The 20,434-nt window shown below is 56.7% G+C and carries 15 protein-coding genes, 3 pseudogenes and 1 riboswitch; of the genes and pseudogenes, 6 read left to right on the forward strand and 12 right to left on the reverse strand.

The window, feature by feature from the left end; all coding sequences use genetic code 11:
* Nucleotides 1–95 precede the first annotated feature (95 nt).
* The 3 genes and pseudogenes from ABID19_RS33780 to ABID19_RS33790 form a co-directional block, all read right to left on the reverse strand.
* Nucleotides 96–293 (reverse strand): annotated as a pseudogene (locus ABID19_RS33780) (phosphomethylpyrimidine synthase ThiC); the annotation flags it as partial.
* Between the two features lie 106 nt (nt 294–399).
* Nucleotides 400–516: riboswitch (TPP riboswitch) on the reverse strand.
* A gap of 71 nt (nt 517–587) precedes the next feature.
* Nucleotides 588–705 (reverse strand): annotated as a pseudogene (locus ABID19_RS33785) (3-oxoacyl-ACP synthase); the annotation flags it as partial.
* A gap of 176 nt (nt 706–881) precedes the next feature.
* A complete protein-coding gene (locus tag ABID19_RS33790; RefSeq protein WP_263807222.1) occupies nt 882–1,619 on the reverse strand; it encodes a methyltransferase domain-containing protein in 738 nt (245 codons plus the stop codon).
* A gap of 800 nt (nt 1,620–2,419) precedes the next feature.
* Between ABID19_RS33790 and ABID19_RS34460 the strand changes: the two are divergent.
* Both ABID19_RS34460 and ABID19_RS33795 read left to right on the forward strand, forming a co-directional pair.
* Nucleotides 2,420–2,681, forward strand: a pseudogene (locus tag ABID19_RS34460) (IS110 family transposase); the annotation flags it as partial.
* Between the two features lie 171 nt (nt 2,682–2,852).
* Complete coding sequence (locus ABID19_RS33795; protein ID WP_263807221.1) at nt 2,853–4,082, forward strand: ATP-grasp domain-containing protein; 1,230 nt, start codon at nt 2,853–2,855, stop codon at nt 4,080–4,082.
* A gap of 380 nt (nt 4,083–4,462) precedes the next feature.
* Here ABID19_RS33795 and ABID19_RS33800 read toward each other — a convergent pair whose 3' ends face one another.
* The gene (locus ABID19_RS33800) at nt 4,463–4,738 is read right to left on the reverse strand and encodes a hypothetical protein (RefSeq protein WP_263807220.1); all 276 of its coding nucleotides are present in this window, start codon (nt 4,736–4,738) and stop codon (nt 4,463–4,465) included.
* A 168-nt stretch (nt 4,739–4,906) separates the two neighbouring features.
* On the opposite strand from ABID19_RS33800, the gene ABID19_RS33805 reads away from it, so the two are divergent.
* The 3 genes from ABID19_RS33805 (at nt 4,907) to ABID19_RS33815 (ending at nt 8,519) form a co-directional block, all read left to right on the forward strand.
* Nucleotides 4,907–6,007, forward strand: coding sequence for an ATP-grasp domain-containing protein (locus ABID19_RS33805; RefSeq protein ID WP_263807219.1), 1,101 nt, complete (start codon nt 4,907–4,909; stop codon nt 6,005–6,007).
* Between the two features lie 1,136 nt (nt 6,008–7,143).
* Nucleotides 7,144–7,647 (forward strand): P-loop NTPase family protein, encoded by a 504-nt coding sequence (locus ABID19_RS33810; RefSeq protein ID WP_354494818.1) that lies wholly within the window; start codon nt 7,144–7,146, stop codon nt 7,645–7,647.
* A gap of 98 nt (nt 7,648–7,745) precedes the next feature.
* Nucleotides 7,746–8,519, forward strand: a complete 774-nt coding sequence (locus ABID19_RS33815; RefSeq protein WP_263807218.1) for a class I SAM-dependent methyltransferase — start codon at nt 7,746–7,748, stop codon at nt 8,517–8,519.
* A gap of 556 nt (nt 8,520–9,075) precedes the next feature.
* Here ABID19_RS33815 and pcaF read toward each other — a convergent pair.
* From pcaF to ABID19_RS33855, 8 genes are all read right to left on the reverse strand, one after another.
* The gene (pcaF, locus tag ABID19_RS33820; protein ID WP_263807216.1) at nt 9,076–10,281 is read right to left on the reverse strand and encodes a 3-oxoadipyl-CoA thiolase; all 1,206 of its coding nucleotides are present in this window, start codon (nt 10,279–10,281) and stop codon (nt 9,076–9,078) included.
* Nucleotides 10,282–10,361: 80 nt separating this feature from the next.
* Nucleotides 10,362–12,443, reverse strand: a complete 2,082-nt coding sequence (locus tag ABID19_RS33825; protein WP_263807215.1) for a 3-hydroxyacyl-CoA dehydrogenase NAD-binding domain-containing protein — start codon at nt 12,441–12,443, stop codon at nt 10,362–10,364.
* A gap of 104 nt (nt 12,444–12,547) precedes the next feature.
* The gene (locus ABID19_RS33830) at nt 12,548–13,714 is read right to left on the reverse strand and encodes an NAD(P)H-dependent flavin oxidoreductase (RefSeq protein ID WP_354494819.1); all 1,167 of its coding nucleotides are present in this window, start codon (nt 13,712–13,714) and stop codon (nt 12,548–12,550) included.
* Nucleotides 13,602–14,729 (reverse strand): acyl-CoA dehydrogenase family protein, encoded by a 1,128-nt coding sequence (locus ABID19_RS33835; RefSeq protein WP_263807213.1) that lies wholly within the window; start codon nt 14,727–14,729, stop codon nt 13,602–13,604. Before ABID19_RS33835 ends, ABID19_RS33830 begins: the two co-directional genes overlap by 113 nt.
* On the reverse strand, nt 14,726–15,970 hold the full coding sequence (locus tag ABID19_RS33840; protein WP_263807212.1) for a CaiB/BaiF CoA transferase family protein: 1,245 nt from the start codon (nt 15,968–15,970) through the stop codon (nt 14,726–14,728). The genes ABID19_RS33835 and ABID19_RS33840 overlap by 4 nt, the downstream gene beginning before the upstream one ends.
* A complete protein-coding gene (locus ABID19_RS33845) occupies nt 15,967–17,145 on the reverse strand; it encodes an acyl-CoA dehydrogenase family protein (protein WP_263807211.1) in 1,179 nt (392 codons plus the stop codon). The genes ABID19_RS33840 and ABID19_RS33845 overlap by 4 nt, the downstream gene beginning before the upstream one ends.
* A 64-nt stretch (nt 17,146–17,209) precedes the next feature.
* Nucleotides 17,210–17,386, reverse strand: coding sequence for a hypothetical protein (locus ABID19_RS33850; protein WP_263807210.1), 177 nt, complete (start codon nt 17,384–17,386; stop codon nt 17,210–17,212).
* A 194-nt stretch (nt 17,387–17,580) separates the two neighbouring features.
* Nucleotides 17,581–19,020, reverse strand: coding sequence for an NAD-dependent succinate-semialdehyde dehydrogenase (locus ABID19_RS33855; RefSeq protein ID WP_263807209.1), 1,440 nt, complete (start codon nt 19,018–19,020; stop codon nt 17,581–17,583).
* Between the two features lie 454 nt (nt 19,021–19,474).
* Between ABID19_RS33855 and ABID19_RS33860 the strand changes: the two genes are divergently transcribed.
* On the forward strand, nt 19,475–20,395 hold the full coding sequence (locus tag ABID19_RS33860) for a LysR substrate-binding domain-containing protein (protein WP_263807208.1): 921 nt from the start codon (nt 19,475–19,477) through the stop codon (nt 20,393–20,395).
* Nucleotides 20,396–20,434 lie beyond the last annotated feature (39 nt).

The following is a 20,434-nucleotide window of genomic DNA, read 5'->3' on the forward strand; positions in this document are numbered from 1 at the left end:
GCTGTTGACCGCCGTTGCCAGCCAATCGCCCTCATAGTCAAGCGCGGCAAGCAGTTCGGCCAGCGTGGCGGCGGCAACCTCATGCGCTTCGCCGTGTCGATGCTGGTTTCGACAGTCGGGTCCGTACAGGGGCCGGACGGATCATAGACGGTGACGGGCGGTTCACCCGCCGTCGGATGGACGGAGATTTCGCGCATCGGCACCTTTATGTGCGGATGGAGGACGCCGGACTTGTGGATTTTCCGTGAGGCAGGCAATGGTCCCGTCGACACGGCGGGGGTGAGGGCATTCATCTTGAGGCTCCTTTGCTCATGCATTGGAGACCCAGTTCTGTGCCGGAAGGATGAAAAGACGCTTTGATCTACCTGCTTGGAAGCAGGACTTCGGGCGTGAACTCCCCGCAAAGCGCTTGCACCGTCCCTACGCCAGTATGAACTGGATCAGGTTCAACGGGTCACTGCGCCGCAAAAGCCAGCAGTATCTCAGCCCCTTGCCGGGACTCCCCTGGTGAATGCTCCGAATTGAACGGGCCGGCCCTATCTTGTCAAGCGCGTTCGTCCGCCACGGTGATCGGGATCAATCACAGTATCCTCGCACGGACCAATCACCAGGGCCGCCGGCGGCATCGGAAAAAAGGACTGAGCTTGCGCGCTCGGCCGGATTGATACGGCGGCTAAGGATGTTGGGGGCGCTGACCAGCGCTGGCGCGTCTTAGATTGACCTGCCGGCTATGGATCTGATGGCATGAGGTGGCAGTCTTGGTCCTGACCTCGGACAGAAGCATGGTCCTTGCGGCGTGATGATCACTCGAAGGGACTTGACGAGCAACGGCCCATTATAGAAGACTACTCACCGCAATCGGCTGCGGAAAATTGCCTGGACTATGGCCCGTTTCGACGGTAAACTGAGATATGACGTTTGGATCCTTCAGTGAACGTGCCTCTCGTCCAATTTCCCCAACGTTCCGCTAGCTTCAGTCCCACACATTCGGCCATCGTATCGAGTTCCTGGTGATAAACGTACCGGGTGCGATGAGGTGAACGTGTCACCGATGTATCAGAGAACCAAAGAAGGGTTGAAACCAAGGTCTGGTTGAGCGGATCGTGGATATCTGAGTTGAGAATTGTATTCTCGTGATCCACGAATAGCGTGGTAGTTTTCTGCCCGTTAACGAAACCGTCCAGGGCCGGCACACCCAATTCCATCACCAAAACCCCCTCATTATCCAGTGCCTCCGCGGCAGATCGCAGGCAAGCTATTTGTGCCTCGCGCGTGAGGAGCAGCTTGAACGTGCTGTAAACGCAATACACGAGATTGTACCGTCGCTCTGATCGGAAATTGGCAATGTCTCCTTTCCAAGCCTTGATCAGATTGGTGCGCTTGGAGAGAAGTTTCAACATGCTCTCTGAATTGTCGATACCTTCCACCCTGACACCGCGCTCGCTCAACGGCACTCCCACACGTCCGTCGCCGATACCAAGTTCAAGAGCACTGCCTCCGCTGGAATATTGCTCAAGGAGAGCGGCAGTCTCGACTGCTTCATTTACTTTGCCTCGTATGCTGGTAAATTTTTCGTAGATCGAAGCCCAGTTATCGCCAAATCTGAATTCGTCAGGCATCTTAAACTCTCCGTTTATTTGTTCACACAATTTCATTTTATTATTATTGCCATTTACTTGAGATATGGCGCCGGATTGCGGTTCCGAGGGTGAAAGCGCTCAAATCCATCGAGCTCAAATCACATGAAAGGAATTCCTGCGAGCGTTTGAATTTCTCTGGAGCGCGCCGGTATGTTTCACCTCCGATATTGCTGTGCTTCCGGCTTCCACGAGAGTCCGCTGAGGTGGTTCGCCATAGAACTGAACGGATAACTCTGGTGACCCGCGCGCTTTCACCTGGCAATTTCCCATTCGCCCAGCATGTCTTCTGCATCACCTTTTCCATTGCCATTGACCGTAAAGAGACGTCTTGTTTGGCACTAAGACATCCAACGGCTCCGTTCCTGAAGCAACCTCGCTGCTCAAATCGCAAGAGGCATGCCAACTAAAAAGGGTATTAATTCAATCAATTGGCTTTTCGTTTCCAATTGCCTCCGTTCGTTACGGCACAGTTTTGTCAAGCTTCAGTAACCCAATTGACGTCGCGAAAGACGACGTCTCAGGCATACAGAGTGCGAGGAGGGATCGTCCCGCGGCGTGGTGTAGTTGGCGGTATTGGTCGCCGTGCTCTCCGGCATGGGCCGGGCTGATCAGTGCGCCACAGTTGACAAGCTGATCAGGGGATCGTCGCTCATCTGGCTGATCGTTTCCAGAGTCATTTATCTGGCCCGCTGCACTGCCCGTTTGATGGCATGGGGCGCTCCCTTCCGATGTGTGGAAATGGAGGAACATCTACCCCATGACACCAAAAGGAGCTCGTCATGCCTGTCGTCAGCCTCGGTATCGATATCGCCAGATTCGTCTTTGAGTCCACGGTGTGGATGCTTCTGGACACGCCGTCTTACGGCGGCGGCTTAGTCGCAGCGAGCTGATCGTATTCTTTGCCCGGCTTTCTCCGTGTCTCGTCGGGACGGAAGCTTGCTCGAGCGCCCATCATTGGGCTCGGGAGTTGGCTCGTCCTAGCCACGACGTGCGACTGATTCCACCCCAATATGTAGAAGCCGTACGTCAAACGGAACAAGACTAGTTCAGCCGCTGCAACAAAACCTTCAAACAAATTTACAAAACCTTTGCGACTACAAATCGCTGGCAATGGTACGTTCACAGCAAAATCTGAAGTCGAGCACGACTAAAAAGCTGATGCCGATTCATCCTGATCACCGCACGGCAGGCAACGTCGGAGTCCAAGTGCCAATGACAAGAAAAGCGCTCATCTTGCTTGAAGGCCATCCGCGGGGTAATGGTCTCCTATACGCGAAGGCGGCCCAGCGCCTTGGACTTCATCCAATTACGCTGTCGGCTGATCCGACTCAGTACGACTATCTTGCGGCGGAAAGGCTTGAGGCAATCCGTGTCGATACAACTAATCTCGATGCGCTTATCGGCGAATGTTCCCGCCTATCTGCCACCTATGAGATTGTTGGCGTCACGAGCGCCTTGGAGGCAGTCTATGCGACCGTTGGCAAGATCTGCCGGCATTTCGATTTGCCGGGGCCGAACCCCGCATCCATTGAACGATGTTGCGACAAATTCGTTCAACGTCAGCTCCTCGCGCACGCCGGCGTTCCAATACCTGCCTATCGTGCGGCGGCAGATGCGGCGGACGTAGAAAACTCTGCCGCGGAAATCGGCCTGCCGGTGATTGTTAAGCCAGCCGTCGGCAGCGGCAGCCGTGGTGTCCGGTTGTGCCGCAATGCCGAGGACTTAGCCGAACATACGACCTATCTGTTGGGCGGGACGCACATATGGCGATGTGCACCGAGGATACTGGTTGAAGAATTCGCACAAGGCCCTTATTACTGCGCCTACACAATGGGAGATGAGGTCGTTGGGATCGCCGCTGCTGACTTTAGCCCCCCACCGCATTTCGTCTATCGCGAGACGACCTTCCCGGCCCTGCTGACTGACGACGAGCAAGACCGTATCGCCGATGTTTCGCTGAACAGTCTACGCGTTCTTGACCTTGGCTGGGGGCCATCTAATATTGAACTTAGGTGGACGAAGCGTGGGCCAGTCGTCATAGAAGTCAATCCACGTCTTGCTGGCGCGCCGGATCCTCAACTGGTCCAACTGGCTTACGGCATCGATCTCATCACCGAGCACGTCAGGCTTGTCATCGGCGACCAGTGGAACCTGTGCAGAACGAATTCCCACACTGCGGCCTCGCGGAACCTGGTGCCCGATAGTGATGGGACCCTCGATTGGATCGAGGGCGACAGTCGGGCCGCTGCTGTATCAGGTGTCGCCGACGTAAAATTGTATATCGAACCCAAAACGTCGATCCTCAGGAAAGGCGATGCCGGAGACCCCATCGGCCGTGTCGTCGCCACTTCACCCAGCCTCGCTCGGACTGAGGCTATACTTCAGCGCGCCGTCGATTTAATTGATTGGTCGATCACACCATTCCCGACCCTTCGCGAATAGGATAACGCTATAACTTTCGCCGATTTGAGCTTAGCCGCAGGCCTTGATGTTGACGTTCCCTAATTCTTGTAGGCCCTGCGATAGCCAAACAGAGTGACTGTCGTTCTGGCATACCCATGTCTAACGTTTCAGGATTTTACTCAATGCACAATCGACATCTGACGAGGTCTAACACGAACGTGTGGGTTTTCCTTCAACGTCGCAGCTTAAAATACGGTCAGAATCGCTCGTCGTGTTTACTATGGCTACAACGAGAGAGGAAATATGACGGAATTTTGTCAGATAAAAGTCTGTTGTGAAAAGTCAGGGGTGGATATTTCGCCGGATGAGGTTTCTACACATGCGACAAGGATCATGGCGTGAGAAACATCGATACCCTCCTAATAATTACGCACGAGGTGTCGCCAGCGCGCCATCCAGCTGAAGGTGCGCTCGACCACGACCCCGCGGCAACGCGGGATCTGGAACTCCTTCTGGTCGTTGGATCGACGCATGACCAAGAAGTCGGGATAGGCGGCTTTGTCCAAGAGCTTCGGCCAGTCATGGGCGGTGGCGGCCAACAGATGCTTCTCCCAGGAGCAACGCTGGAGGATGCCGTCCAGGATGGCCTGAGCCCCGGCACGGTCGTAGATGTCGGCGGTGGTGAGGCTAATCATCAAGAGTCGCAGGAGTCTACATCCGGCTATTCACTCGGAGGATCGCAAGGGCTTGATATCGGCGTAACTCTTCTGATTCTGGCGCTTAGTCAGGTCGCCCGGGCTGGTAGCGACAGAACGGCTTCCACTTAGTCTACTATAATATCCGTCAACGACTAAGGAACGACAATGCCTCTTCAAGTTTCATTCATCTTCGGTGGAATTTCGACGGAGTACGATGGGTCTATCTCATCGTTAACCAACATCATCTCCTCCTACTTGGCTATTCCTGATGCCGAACGACCATTCTCTGTAAGATATTTGTATCATGTTAGCCGTAATGATGGCCTAGTCCGAACAATTCGATTTCACAGAGCTTTCACGATTTCTGAGCTTCAGGGATATCTTTATGATACGAACGCTCGTTCTGGGCGCTCATTGCTCGTGACTTTTGATACAATCAAATCTCGTAATGAATACATTGTGAACTTGTTGCACGGACAGTTTGGCGAAGACGGAGGAGTTCAGACGCTTGCGGCGCTTTCATGCCTAAGAGGCACGTTCGGCGACCCACGTGTCGCATCGTTGACGATGAATAAGTACGCAATGTCGTCGTTCGTTTCCTCGATATTGCCAAGCGAAATCGTGAAAGTGCCAACGGCAACGCTAGTAAACCCTGGAAATGCTGCGGACGCAATCAAGACCGCAAAGTCACTCCAACGGCCAATTGTAGTGAAACCGAACTCACTTGGTTCATCGCTATTTGCTAGGCTTTTTCGCGACCCTGAGCAGTCTGAGCAGGAGATTGAGGCCCTTCTTCATGCGATTTTTGCCTATGATAGTGCGGCCCTATTACAAGAGTTCATTCCGGGAGACGAGTATACCTGCGGTTGCTTAGTCGGTTCATCAGGAGCAATACCGCTACCTGTCGTAAAGATTGAAACAAACATGCAGTTTTTCGGACGTGATCAAAAGCAATCGAGAAGCGCGGCGAAGAGGGCAGTAATCGATACTGACGATGAAATTTCGTCCATAATACAGTCAGTGACACACTCTGTTGCGTCTTCTATCAACCTCTGCAATATGGCTCGTTTCGATTTTAGGGTGTCGCACGATTCCGTAATTTGGTTTCTAGAATGTAATTATATTCCCGGACTGTCAAAAAATGGTTCTTTCGAAAAAATGCTCCACCATTACGGTATGACAGTCGTAGACTTGATATCGTGGATCGCATCAGACTCACGTCCGTTCATAAAACCGGCCCATTACATCAAATACGAATGTATCTGACAGATCAGGCGAACAACAATCATGTTGCTGACCCCGAGGCGGCCTGTTGCTTCGCGCAGGACAAGCTCATGGCGCTTCACACGTTCGCCCTCATGGTAAACCGGGATTTGATACGCGCCGCAGAAATTGTGCACACGCAGCTGGGTCCAGGTCTGTCCTCTGGCCGAGCATTCCCGGCCGATTGAGACCAAGGGCGATGGTACAGTCCGGCAAAAAAGGCGGGCGACTTCGGGCGCCAGTTGTTCGGTCGCCGCATCGGTATGGTAGCGGTTTTGACCGGTTCTTCAGCACTTCAAATGGCGCGTGATCCCCTCCCTGCCAATGCAGCACCATGTGCACGACGATATCCTCAGCGCGGCGCAAGATCCGCCTGCCTGTTTTGACGGAAGCGCGGGATGGTTCCGCGGGGCAGGTGTCATAAGTGGCATGCGTTCGTCGTGGCCACGGCGCGCGGCTGCGTGTTGCGCAAGCAATGAATCTGATCTTCGAGCCGGGCAACCGCCGTAAGGCAGCCATTGGATCGGCGTTCGAGTTCGCTCGCCCATTGCGGGCCTAGCGTGAAGCCTCGATGGCTCGCGCCCGGGGCGCCGCCAACAGGCGTTCGAAGTCTGGGTGCCGTGCCGCCCCTGGGCCCGAGATCGTCGTCGATGACAATCATGCTCTTCCAGCCGAGGCGCGAGGGCTCGGTGTCAGGGTACCGGCGTCTCCGGCTTCTCGGGAATGCGCAAGTGCTTGAGCTGATCCATGCCCGATTGCCGCACAAAGACATAGGCGCTACGCGCCAACTACTCGGAAGTGAGGCGTTTGGAGCGGTGTCATGTGCCGGCTCGCCGCAATTTCCACGGCCGAGTTCGGCGCGTGGTCAAGCCGCTAGCGAGCGCGCAACTGCAACGAAGCGAGCGGTCGCCCTCCAGCGGGGTCAAGAGCGGCATCGAGTAACGCTATCCGACGCGTCCGTCGCGTTTGTCGGATTCGCGACAAAGGCTGTTTCGCCAGTATCTCGTTTTGACTCAGACTAAATAGCTGAAAAGCGGCCACAATTTTCTTCGGTTCGATCAACCAAATTGGCACGAGTTTTGGGACCTTCATTATGTGGTGGCGGAGCTGCCGACCGGTATTCATGTCGCCGGTAACCGATGGATGGAACGAAAGAAGGAAGCAACGTGTCAGGTCTGCGTCAAATCGCATTCTACGGGAAGGGGGGCGTCGGCAAGTCCGCCAATCAAAAAGGAGCTCGTCGCCCTTGTCGATCTCGGGCAGACGATTCTCATCGTTGGCTGCGCCCCAAAGCGGACTCCACCCGCCAGATCCCGAGCTCGAAGGCGCAAGACACGATTCAGCATCTCGTGGCAAAGGAAGGTTTGGTGGAAGACCTCGAAATCGAGGACGTGCTCAAGATCGGCGATCCTCTCCGCACACGCTTCGAGTTAAGCTCTTGCTACCAACGGTTTCTTGAAACAACAGACATCGAAATCCTCCGCCGAAAACATCGAGCGAAATTTAATAACACGGACACTTCTCCACGTTTGGAACGCCATCTTGTTCGGCCTCGAGGCAGATTTTCTTGGATGAGAATAACTCACGAGGGCAGTTTGTGCCGGCAAATGAAGGCCCGTTCCCGCGAGTGCGAAGCAGAATGATCTGAGGTAGCGCAAACCAGAAGTGCAACTCTAGCTGGCAAGCCCCGGAGCTACCCATTTCAACATATTTGGTTGGACAAGTAAGTGAGAAAAACGTCATGAAAGATCACATGCAAATAAAGGATGCTTATACCGCCCATGGCGAAATCTGGAGCGATATCTATGATGAATATACGGAAGCGCTCAATGTGTCCGTCGAGAATGCACGGGCAGTCAGTTTTCTCGCACCCTTCGCAAAGAACGGAACCGCACTCGAATTGGGCGTTGGAAACGGCCACATCGCCTTGCCCCTTTCTGAGACAGGAGCTTCCGTTCACGGTCTCGATAACTCGGAGAGGATGCTTGCCGCGCTTCGCGCAAAGAGCAGTGGCGATGCGGTCACGACACACCTTGGCGACATGGCAGAATTCGACCTAGGCACCCAATACGATCTCGTGTACTGCATTAGCAACACTTTCTCACTTTTGGCGACTGTCGAGCAACAACTTGGCTGCTTCGAGTCTGTCGTGAAGTCTCTAAAGCCGCGCGGGCGCTTTGTTGTTCATTTAAATTACCCTTACACTTCTAATATATCAGATGACGGCATCCGCACCGACCAAAGAACCACCGTTATGCATATAGACGAGCGAAGTGCGATAGTGCGTTTTACCAAACATGATCGGAACCAACAGCTTTTTATTTCTCAAGACCTTTGGATCACGCCGGCCGGAAGCCGGACGTTGCCGCTGAAGATCAGATATGTCTATCCGACCGAGCTCGACTTGCTCGCAAAGATCAGCGGACTTGAGCTTCTTGAGCGTTATGGAGACTGGCAGAGGCGCCCGTTTGACAATACGTCTTGGCGATACACGTCGGTGTTCCGGAAGACATGATGAGAATGCTTGTCGCGAACACCGAGGCCGTTCATCGAAACTTCGGCGCCTTTGCAGATTCGCAGTACAAGCTGACCGAAGGAGGCGTCACCTCACAGACGTTGCTGTTCGGGAGGGTTATAACCTGACGGGCAATACCGCAACGAATGTGCGAGCCTTCTGCCAGCGCCACCGCCATTACACATACCATCGAACAAGTCGCTTAGGATCGCGACCCTCAGCCTACCAGACGGCGTTCCTGCCGCCGGCTCGCCTCGTTGTAGACAATGGAGCCGTTGAATTTGTCGGCCGTTGGGAGAAGGGCGCTCTGGTAGCCAGTCGTGGTCAGCGCCACAATTGGACCACGTGATGCCAAATTGGGCGCTCACGGGCAGTTGCACCCGCACTACTGTCGCATTTCTCAACATGCTGGTCGTGGGTAGAATCTCTCCATCGCTTTAACACGACATGACAGGTTAGAGCATGCGCCGGAGAGTTGATGTGGCGCTTTTTACTTCCAATACGAAACGAATGAAGGCGTTGTCTCACTTTACCCGGACTGTGGCGGAAGCGACCGTCAGACCCGCTCGAGCGCGATCGCGACGCCCTGGCCGACGCCGGTGCACATCGTTGCCAAAGCATAACGGCCGCCGCATTCGCGTAACTCCAGCGCCGCCGTACCGGTGATGCGCGCGCCCGACATGCCGAGCGGATGGCCTAGTGCGATGGCGCCGCCATTCGGGTTGACGTGCTCCGCATCCTCGCCAATGGCAAGGGCGCGGAGCACGGCGATGCCTTGGGAGGCAAAGGCTTCGTTGAGCTCGATGACATCGAACTGTTTTGGCGTCAGGCCAAGCCGCGCGCACAGTTTTTGCGTCGCGGGCGCTGGGCCGATGCCCATGATGCGCGGCGCAACACCGGCGGCAGCACCGCCGAGGATGCGGGCGATCGGCGTTAGGCCGTATTTTTTCACCGCTGCTTCGGAAGCAACGATCAGCGCCGCCGCGCCGTCATTGACGCCGGAGGCATTGCCGGCGGTCACCGTGCCGCCCTGGCGGAACGGCGTCGGCAGTTTGGCCAGCGCCTCGACTGTGGTGCCGGCGCGGGGATGTTCATCTTTGCTGACAACAACCGCATCGCCCTTGCGCTGCGGGATCGTCACTGGGGTGATTTCCTTGGCCAATCGTCCATTGGCTTGTGCCGCGACCGCCTTGTCCTGGCTGCGCACGGCAAAGGCGTCCTGGTCCGCGCGCGACACGGAAAAGTCCTCGGCGACGTTCTCACCGGTCTCGGGCATCGAATCGACGCCATATTGCTTCTTCATCAGCGGGTTGACGAAGCGCCACCCGATGGTGGTGTCGTAAATCTCGGCATTGCGCGAAAACGCCGTGTCTGCCTTGGGCATGACAAAGGGAGCGCGGCTCATGGACTCGACGCCGCCGGCAATCATCAGTTCCGCCTCGCCGGCCTTGATGGCGCGCGCGGCGATGGTTAGCGCATCCATGCCCGAGCCGCACAGGCGATTGACGGTCGAGCCCGGGATTTCCTTGGGCAGGCCGGCCAGCAGCAGCGCCATGCGCACCACGTTGCGGTTGTCCTCGCCCGCCTGGTTGGCGCAACCAAAGACGACGTCGTCGACCGCCTGCCAGTCGATGCCGGGGTTGCGTTCGACCAGCGCCCTCAGGGGTATCGCGCCGAGATCGTCGGCGCGGACCGATGACAGGGAACCGCCGAAGCGGCCAATCGGCGTGCGGATGTAGTCGCAGATATAGGCCTCGGCCATGCTAGGCTGCTTTCTCTCTCTCCGTTGGGTCGAACGGCTGTCTTGGTGCGGGCAAGTTGCGTTACGTCACACCGACCGGCTCAATGAGATTTTCGATCGTCTTCGTGTGACAAGGCAGAAATCGGACCCACCTGATAATGGGGTCCCTGAGTTTCGATAAGGCGGCTGAAGGCAGCTTCTAACTCGGCTTTAGGTTGGTTTCTTGCCCAGAACACTATGCCACCCTCGTGCTTTGGGAAGCCGTAGCCGTTTGTCAGCACTAGGTCGACGTCTGAACGTGAATTTGTGACCCCCTCGGAAATTACCAACGCCGCCTCGCTCGCCATAGCTGCCAAGGCGCGCGCGACTATTTCTGACGGAGAGAACAGGCGTCGAACACGTCCTGCCTCGCTCGACGTCCTTGTGACAAGGTCGGTAATCGCCTGGTCGACCTGACCGGGCCCGGCCGCCTCGGTGTACCGATAGTATCCGGCGCCGGTCTTGCGACCAAACCGCCCCATTTCACATAGTAGGTCAGGTATCCTTGCATAACGTGCCATGGGATCCCGGCCGGCCGCAGTTGCCTGTCGCATCCGCCAGGCAATGTCCAAACCCGACATGTCGGCCACAGCAAACGGCCCCATTGCAAAGCCGAATTCCTCGAGCGCTTTGTCAACTTGCTGTGGGAGCGCCCCTTCTTCGAGCATGTATTCGCATTGACGTCGGTACGATGCGTAAATTCGGTTACCGATGAAGCCAAAAGAGTCATTCGAAAGAACAGGCAGTTTGCCGGCGGCTATTGCAAGGCTATAGGCAGAGGCAAGCACCTCTGGCGATGTCTCAGAATGTCTAACAATCTCGACCAATCGCATCTTCTCTGCCGGGCTGAAGAAATGCATTCCCGCGACGCTTTGAGGACGGCCGGAGGAGGCAGCAATTTCGGCGACTGAAAGATACGATGTATTGGTAAGAAGGATTGCATCAGGCCTTGCAACCTCCCCTAGGAGCGCGAAGATCTGGCGTTTGACCCTAACGTCTTCGAACACTGCTTCGATAACGGCATCCGCCTTGCCGATGGGGTCCTTGAGCGTTGTGACGTCCAACTGGCACATAAGGTGTTCAAGCTCCTCGGCCCTCAGGCGGCCTCGATCAAGTCGCCACTGAAAAATCTTGCGCACCCGATCTCTTGCTGCTTTCACAGCCTCAGCTGTATTCTCGAGGATCGATACGGACTTGCCGGAGCTGAGCATTGCCGCTGCAATCCCAGCACCCATGGTTCCGCCTCCGATTACAGCGACGACTCGGATCGGCCTCGCCATCGTAGCGGCCAGCTCCGGCACCCTTAGAGCCCTGCGCTCTGCGAAGAACAGATGGCGCAACGCGGCGGCCTCTCGGCCCATCCTAAGTTTCTGGAATTGCGCCCGCTCCGCGACTAGCCCTTCTGTCACAGAAAGCCGCCCGCAATGGTCGATTGCGGAGATGGCCGCATGGATATGCGGGCGATTGCGGCCCCCTTTTAGCGCCTCGGTCTTGGCATTCTGCAGTGCCACTGGATCGCTGTCCGGCACCTCGATGCTGGTCACCCGGCGCTTGTTGGACCCAAAGCGCGACAGGAGCTTTAGCGCTTCGGTAAGCAGATCACCTTGGGCGACTGCGTCGATCATGCCAAACTTGAGGGCCTGTTCAGCCCCTAAGCGACTGCCTGCGCAGATGAACTCGATGGCCTTTTCTCGCCCTACCAGACGGGGCAAACGTTGCGTACCGCCGGCTCCAGGTATGAGGCCAAGGGTGGTTTCGGGGAGACCAACGACGGCCTCGACACTTGCGATGCGGCCGTCACAGGCTAAGGCGAGTTCGTATCCGCCACCCAAGGCGGCTCCTGCAATGGCGGCGACAAATGGCTTCGCGCTCTTTTCGATCGCAGCAATTACTGAAGGGAGCTGAGGGTCTTCTAGTTGGGCGCCGAATTCCCGAATGTCGGAGCCAGCCATGAACATTTTGCTGGCACCTATCAGTATGCCGCCCGAAAGACTGGGATCGGAGTCGACTGCCTGAATGGCTTTCAGCAACCCAAGGCGTACTTGCAGGGACCCGGCATTGATTGGCGGATTGTCGATGACAATGATCCCAACCCCGTCTTGCTTCCCGAGTCTCACTACCTGAGGGGTTTTAGATTCCGTCATTCGTTCAACCTTGCGTAGGGCCTATTGAGAAGGCCTGGGCCGTCACGTCCACGACACGGTGCCTCCCCGCCGTGAGCTTCCAGGAACCGGTCGATCGTTAGCAATCATCCACAGCGGGAGCTTTCGGTCTGGATCGATTTCGCGTTGACTGAAGCCAGGGCGGCATGGGCCTCCGCGATGATCCGGTCGATCAATTCTCTGCAGCTGGGCACGTCACTTACAAGGCCGACCACCTGTCCGCAGGACCAGATCGCGTCGTCGAGCTTCCCTTCAAAGTAAACCGCGGGGTTTCTGCTCCCGGAGATAAGGGGGAGCAACTCATCCAAGCTTGCCCCTTCAGCTTCCATCTGCACAACCCGCTTGGCCAGCGCATTTTTGGCTACGCGCATTGGTGACCCAATCGACTTTTGTACGATTAGAGTGTCATCGGCCTTCGCGGCGACCATCCAGTCCTTGACCGCTTGATGAGCGCCGGCTTCGCGTGTGGCCAAGAAACGCGTGCCCATGAGGATGCCGTCGGCGCCGAGACTTAAGGCCGCCAGAAGACCTGCTCCGTCGCCAAATCCACCGCCGGCGATGACCGGAATATCCAACTGCGCAGCCGCTTGCCGCAGCATGACCAGTGTGCTCACATCTGTCATACCAGGGTGGCCGCCGGTTTCATTGCCCACTATCGAGACGGCATCGCAGCCAATGCTTTGCGCTTTCAATGCATATTGCGCGGCAGGAACCTTGTGAATGATCTTCAGGCCGGCCTTCTTGATTCTATCCAGGTAAGGTTCCGGATTTTGGCCGGATGTTTCCAACACTGGCACACCTTCGTTGATGCAAACCTCCAAAAAATCGGCAGGCGAGTACTGGCGCGCAGTGGGAAACAAGTTAATGTTGACCCCGAACGGCCTATCCGTCTGCTTGCGCAATATCCTCACTTCCGCCGAGAACGTTTCGATATCTGGAAACGTCGCGGAGGTTATAATCCCGAGTCCACCTGCATTCGAAACCGCTGCGGCCAAGGGGGCGCGTCCTATGCGAAACATCCCCCCGCATATGATCGGGTGCCGAATACCCAAGAGGTGGGTCAATTTTGTTTGGAACATGGTCGTGCCCCGATGCGCCCGAGTGATTCGCCGATCAGGCGCGTGAATTTGTCGAGCGATCTCAGATGGCCCATTTCTGTTGGGCCGCCCTGTCCCACACGGTCTCGCGCTGCTGCCAAGGTGATCCAAGCAGAAGCTGGCGAGCGCGGGCGCGGCGGAAGAACAGCTGAACATCCGTTTCCAGCGTGTAACCCATGCCAGCCCAAATCTGTTGCGCGGTGAAAGTGCATTTACGGCCGCTCTCGCAGGCCTGGATCGAAGCCATAGCCACTAAAGCCGAAGTAGGTGTTATTGCGGCACTGGTCACCAAGAGGCGCGCAGCAACGTTTTCCATATAGGCATCAGCAAGACGCTGCTGGACGGCCTGAAACGAGCCGATGGCCGCACCGAATGCCTCACGTTCCTTTGCATAGCTTACGGCCAGCTCTAACGCTGCGCGAGACAGCCCCACGACCTGAGCGGCAACCACCGTTCGTAGGACATCCAGGGCCGCGTCGATATCTGTCCACGAACAATTGCCCTGGCCTATTATGGTCGATTCGCCTTTGGCTAACGTGGCCCAGTCCAAGGTAACGTACGCATTGTTGGTGAGGTCTGGGTTGGCAGCACCGCCCCATCCGGAAGCGGGCCTCTCCACCAGCGCTATTGCAACCCCATCCTTCGCCTGGACGGGGATCAGAACAGCGTTGGCCCTGTCGAGATGCTCCGCGACCCAGGGACGGCCGTCACTATTGTCCTGGAGCGTTGGTAGAGCACAGTCTTCCGCGCTCCTCGGCAATCCACTGGCTGGCATCCCTACCGCAACAAGGTGCAGTCCCGAGACGATCGAATTTATCAAATTGTCGAGCGACCCGTGGTTAAACTTGGCCAACAAGGGCACTACAAAAGCTGCGGTTTCGGCGAAGGGCATGGGAAAGGCCGCTGTCGCAAGCTCCTCGGCGATCATTGCAACTACAGGCAGCCCGTCGTCACCAAAGGCTTCGGGAGCTATCAAGCCGACCCAACCCAACTCCGCCACGGCTTTCCAGACTTTATTCGCAGCCGTCCAGTCTCCAGCTTCCGCTTGTCGGACGATCTTTGTCGTCATCTCCTTTGCGACGAAGGCCTGTGCGACCTCGCGGATTAGCTCGAAATCAGATTCGCTGATAGCGGCATTGACCTGCTGTTCTGCGCCCACGTTTGTATTCATGTTCGTCGATCTCCGTCAGCCGATGTCGCCGCAGCTGGAAGTGCTGCTAGTTCATCCAAAATTTCTTGGGTATGCTGCCCTAACTCGGGGGGAGGACGGTGGCCTTCGGGCCGTCCATTGATGGACACGCCTGAGCCCATCGTTCGGACACGTCCGAACTCAGGCATAGTGAAGCCAACGAAGTAGCCTCCCGCCTCCACCTGCTCGTCAAACATCAGGTCGGCTGACATCTGGACGGGCGCGCATGGCACGCCGCAATCCTCAAAAGCTTTGACCCAATCGGTTGTGGATTTTTTGGTGAATTCGGACTCGGCGTATGACGTCAATGCCCGCCGACGCCTGTCCTCATCATCTGTTTGTGGCAGGGCGTCAGGGTTCTCGAACCAGGGATCATCCAAGCCTACGATGGACATGAAATGCTTCCTCTGGGGAACATTCAAGCAGCCGATGGTGACGTACCCGTCGCTTGTTTCATAAGTGCGGTAATAGAGTTCGCGCTCGACGAGATCGTTCGCGTGGCTAGCCGCGGTCCGCATGCGTTCTCTAACCGTTCCTTTCGCCGGTTGAGGGCATTGACCATCCAACGCTTCGACGGAAACCAGCTTCTGACGCTGGAGGCTGAGGGCTGCTTCGATGAGCGTGCTCTCGACTTTCTGCCCGATGCCGGTGCGGAGCCTTTGGATAAACGCGGAAAGCACGCCGAAGGCCAGCATTTGGCCGGCTGTGAAATCGATCAACGCAATGCCGGCGTATCGACGCGGCGCTCTGCCGTCTGGGGTCGGATTGGAAGCAATCAGCCCCGAAACCGCTTGGATCACCAAGTCATACCCGGCTTGATGCGCACGAGGCCCTTTCTGTCCGTAGGCGGAATTCGACGCATAGATCAACTTCGGATTGAGTTCGCGCATAGCGCTATAGTCGATCCCCAATCGTTCAGGCACACCAGGGCGATAGTTGTGTACCATTACATCGGCCGACGCGATCAGGGCCCTCGCTACGCCACGCCCGTTTTCGGACTTTAGATCTAGGACGATGGAGCGCTTGTTGCGGTTCAGCGCGACAAAACTCTTACTAAACCCGGGCGCGAATGGATCTTGTCCGCGCCATTGCTCTCCGGCCGGGGGCTCTACTTTGATGACGTCTGCCCCCATGTCGCCAAGCATCTGCGTGCAGAAAGGGCCGGCGATGTACCCCGAGAAATCGACAACGCGAATGCCGGCGAGCGGTCCGGAGCCGTTCATTTCGGCAGCCCCAAGCCGCGGGTCGCAATCACGCCGCGCTGGATTTCACTCGAGCCACCTGCCAGCGTAAGTGCTGGGGACGCGCGGAAAACCGCTGGAAACAAACCATCGAGAAGCGCGAGATCCGAGCCATGCTCGAACTGTGCCAAAGTGCCAACGATGTCGACGGTCGCATCGGCAAGGGCTTGAGTAAGCAAGCCGACATAGAGCTTTCCAAAGGAGAACTCCGCGCTGACGCCTTTGCCGGCATCGACGTTGCGCGCGATCATGTAGCCGAAACTGCGTGCGACCTGCAGCTTCGTGCGGAGTTCACCTATTTTTTCCTGAACCATCTTCACATCGCAAAGACGTCCGTTCGCTCCGTCGCTTCGATCTTGAGTGACATATTCAACCAGTCGATCGAGAGACAGTCGCGCCGCCCCGACCCTATCCATGCAGGAACGCTCCAGGTCCAAGCTGCGCATCGCCTGATGGAAGCCGCGGTTCTCTTCGCCCAGCAAATTTTCCGCAGGCATCCTCACGTTGCTGAGGAAAACCTCGTTCAACACACCGCCTCCCAGCGTCGGGAAGCTGTTGACGGTGACCCCTGGCGTCTTCATGTCGAGCACGAAGAGGCTGATACCGCGGTGCTTCACGGCCTTTGGATCGGTCCTCGCGGCCAAGTACATGTGAGTTGCGACTTCGGCCGAGGAAGTCCAAATTTTGTGGCCATTGACGATGTATTCATCGCCCATTCGCACAGCAGTTGTCCGCAAGGATCCAAAATCAGAACCGGCCATCGGTTCCGAAAACCCTTGGCAGAACATTGCGTCGCCAGCGGTGATCAAAGGGAGGTATTTGCTTTTTTGCTCGTCAGTGCCGAACAGCAGCAACGAGTTACCGAAGACCTTTACGGAGAGGAGGTAGGCCGAAAGCGGCGCCCGCGCGTAACCAAGCGCCTCGTCTATGATGGCGGTCTCGAGGTGCGTCGCATCGCGCCCACCGTATTCTCGGGGCCAATGACGGCCAATCCAGCCAGCAGCGCCCAGAGCCTTGAAAAAGGCACTCGAGTCGCCGTCGCTCATCGTTCCCTGGCGCTCCAGTCCCCGGACCGTCCTAGGGATCGCTTCGTAACAAAAGTCGAGAACCCGTCCACGCAGGTCAGCGGCTTCATCTTCCGTAGGAATGATACGCATTGGCCGCTCAAGCTCCTGTCTACGCGTCATCGTCTGGCGGGCAATCTAGCCCTTCAGCTATCCCTTACGCGTCGCGCCCGGCTGCCGAAATTGAAAAAAAAACAATAGGTTTGAATGTATCTGAAATGGCGTCGGTGATGTTCTGAAGAGCCTTCGCCTTCCGGTGGCCGAGCGGTAGCTGGAGCAAAAAGAAAATTAGCTGGTGCGGTGCCCTTTTTTGGCGCGAGCGCAGCCAGGTCATCGGCGTCTTTCGGCGACCTAATTCTCCCACTTGGCTGTATCCTTATCACAATCCCTCTGCGCTAAGGCCAAAGCTGGTGCGATTGAATGCTTGGAAGGCTATCCGAGGAGACAGTTGCCACGAGCTGGTAGACGGCCGGCGACTAGTCGCCGACACCTCTGACAGCGACCGCCGGGTGGGTTCTTCTGTCGCGACTATAGGCTTGTTGCGAGAGAGGCGCGCGTTAGCGCTGCATATTTCGGCCGGAGATAGCCTTCTACTCCCTCGATGCCATTCTCGCTTCCAAAGCCGCTATCCTTGACACCACCAAAAGGCGTCTCGGGATAAACGGCTCCAAAGGTGTTGATTAGAACAATGCCGGCTTCCAAGCCGTTTATCAGTCGCTCTGCCGTGTCGCTTGAATCGGTAAACGCGTAGGCTGCAAGCCCAAAAGGCAAGCTATTGGCGATTTCGAGCGCCTGGTCGAGATCGCCATAGGCGCAGATTGCCGCTACCGGGCCGAAGGGCTCTTCCTGCATAATGCGAGCTCCGGGAGGAACGTTGGACAGAACCGCTGGCGGAAAATAATATCCAGGTGTCGTTCCCTTCTCCGCGCCGGCAACCAAGTTGGCGCCAGATCTCACAGCGTCGCGGACAAGCTCTTCAACCGCCACCACCCTTCTCGCATTTATCAGCGGTCCGATCGTCCGCGCCTTGGTGGCTTCCACAAAAGCCTGCGTGAATCGAGCGAGGATAGACCGATGCACGATGAAGCGACTAGCCGATACGCAAACCTGTCCTGCATTGCGAAACTTCTGTTCAGCGGAAAGTCGGGCCGTCTGTTCCGGGTCAGCATCTGGGCAAACGATGACCGGCGCATGCCCTCCAAGCTCCAGAGTCGCCTTTTTCAATGCCTGTCCAGCCTTAGTGGCGATTAGACGCCCGACTGCAACGGAACCGGTGAAAGAAACTTTGCGGATGATTGGCGAGGAAATCAGGTAACTCGAGATCTCCTCGGGATTACCAAACACCATGTTTAGCGCGCCAGGGGGCAATCCGGCGTCATGTAACGCCCTGGTTAACGCTGCAGCGCCTGCCGGTGTTTCTTCCGAGGGCTTCACCACGACCGAACAGCCGGCGGCAAGGGCTGGGGCAATTTTTGCAACAGGTTGATAAATTGGGAAATTCCATGGTGTCAAAGCGAGAACCGGACCGATTGGCTCCGGGAGGACCATAAGGCGCTCCCCAGGCTGGCGCGAGGGGATCACCCGACCATATATGCGCTCCGCTTCGCCGGCATTCCAACGAAGCACCTCTGCCGAAAAGCGGACCTCGGCCTCGGCTTCCTCAAGCGGTTTGCCCTGTTCGATGGAGATGTGCCCACCAACAGAGCGAGCACGGGCATCTAGAACGTCGGCCGCGCGCCGTAATACCACAGCCCGGTCATGCCCAGGCGTCGCGGACCAGATACGAAAACCCCTCAAAGCCGCAGCAACTGCGTTGTCGAGATCACGTGTAGCCGCAACAGCACAATGTCCGATCACTTCGCCGGTCGCCGGGGCAACAACCTCCATCTGGCCTGCGCCAGATTGCCAAGCGCCCCCAATGTAAAGCTCGGTATCAGGATATTCGGCTGCAATTTTCTCAATTGTCATGATCTGCGTCCTTCTGTCAGTGTCTCTGGTCAACAGGGTTGATCGACCTCCGCATGCAAAGGTTCAATTGAATAGAATTTTGGTGCTGTTTATATTTCTGCGATGGGCCTTCGATCGGCGGGTGAGACCAATCCCTGCGAAACAGCGCGTATCCACGAGCGGCCACATTGCGCGTAACGGTGAGGCCTTGTCGACTAGCGGGCCGTACGCGCAAGTGCTAGGGTTAATCGGCTGACTTCTCCCGAAGCATTGCAACAACGCACCAGGCGTGCCTCGTTTTGGGCGCGATCGTTTGCATTACGCTGGGTTCAACAAGGACAAGCGCCTCGCCGTCGCAATTTGTCGCTTTGCGCCAACCACCAAATCTGCCACGAATCTTCCAGACGAAACGGGCCGCTGATATGATGAAACCGTCGATGCCCCGAGGACATGCGCAGGGAATACAGACAAGCTGATGGGACGCAAGATTCCGCCCTTTGCCGCGATCCGCGCGTTCGAGGCTCTAGCTCGTCACGGCAACCTGCAGGCGGCGGGCGACGAGCTCGGGATATCTGCCAGCGCGATCAGCCATCAGGTCAAGTCATTGGAGAGCCACGTCGGAACCAAGCTACTGATTAAGTCGGACAATCGGCTCAGAGTTACGAAGGCTGGATCAAATTTGGCGGCCGAGCTGCGAGACATCCTTGACCGGCTGGAAGCAGCGTTGCTCGAGGTTTCGGTAGCGCGCAAGACAGGCCGAATTTCAATAAATCTGTTTCCGTCTCTGGCGGATCTTTGGATGGTACCTCTGCTGGCGCGATTTGCTGAGCAGCACCCTGAGATTTCTGTGACGCTGGTGACAAGCCCAGAGAAGGTGGACCTGTCCGGCAGCGACATCGATCTTGCCATTCAGTATGGGGTTGAACCCTTCAGTGCCGAGAAGTCTTTCCCCCTTATTCAGGAAACGATAAGCCCTGTTTGTTCGAGCGCGTTCCTGACTCGGCGGGGGCCGATTACACAGGCGTCCGATTTGCTATCCCGACCTCTTATTTATTGCGCTTCCGCGCCGGATGAGTGGCGGATATGGATGGAGAAGAACGATGTTCCACTCGGCGACGTGCGGCACTGGCTCGAGGTTGACACGCGGTCCGCGGCGCTGCGGGCCGCCGAGCAGCACATGGGGATTGCCATCGGGCGACGTCCTTTCGTGGATCTCGCGTTGGCGCGAGGTGCTCTGGTGCAAATTTTTCAGCAACCTATGCCAACGGGAATGACATACTTCCTAGTGACGCCCACCCGCTCTTGGAGCGTGCGCAATGTGCGCACATTCAGTACCTGGTTGGTCGCAGCTTCCAAAGCAGAAAACCCTTTCCTGTCAATAGAACCCGTGGACTAGGCCTCGAATTGGCATATTGGAGCACACCGGACCGGCGAT

Origin of the sequence: Mesorhizobium robiniae (assembly GCF_040545535.1) — a bacterium.
Lineage (GTDB): Bacteria > Pseudomonadota > Alphaproteobacteria > Rhizobiales > Rhizobiaceae > Mesorhizobium > Mesorhizobium robiniae.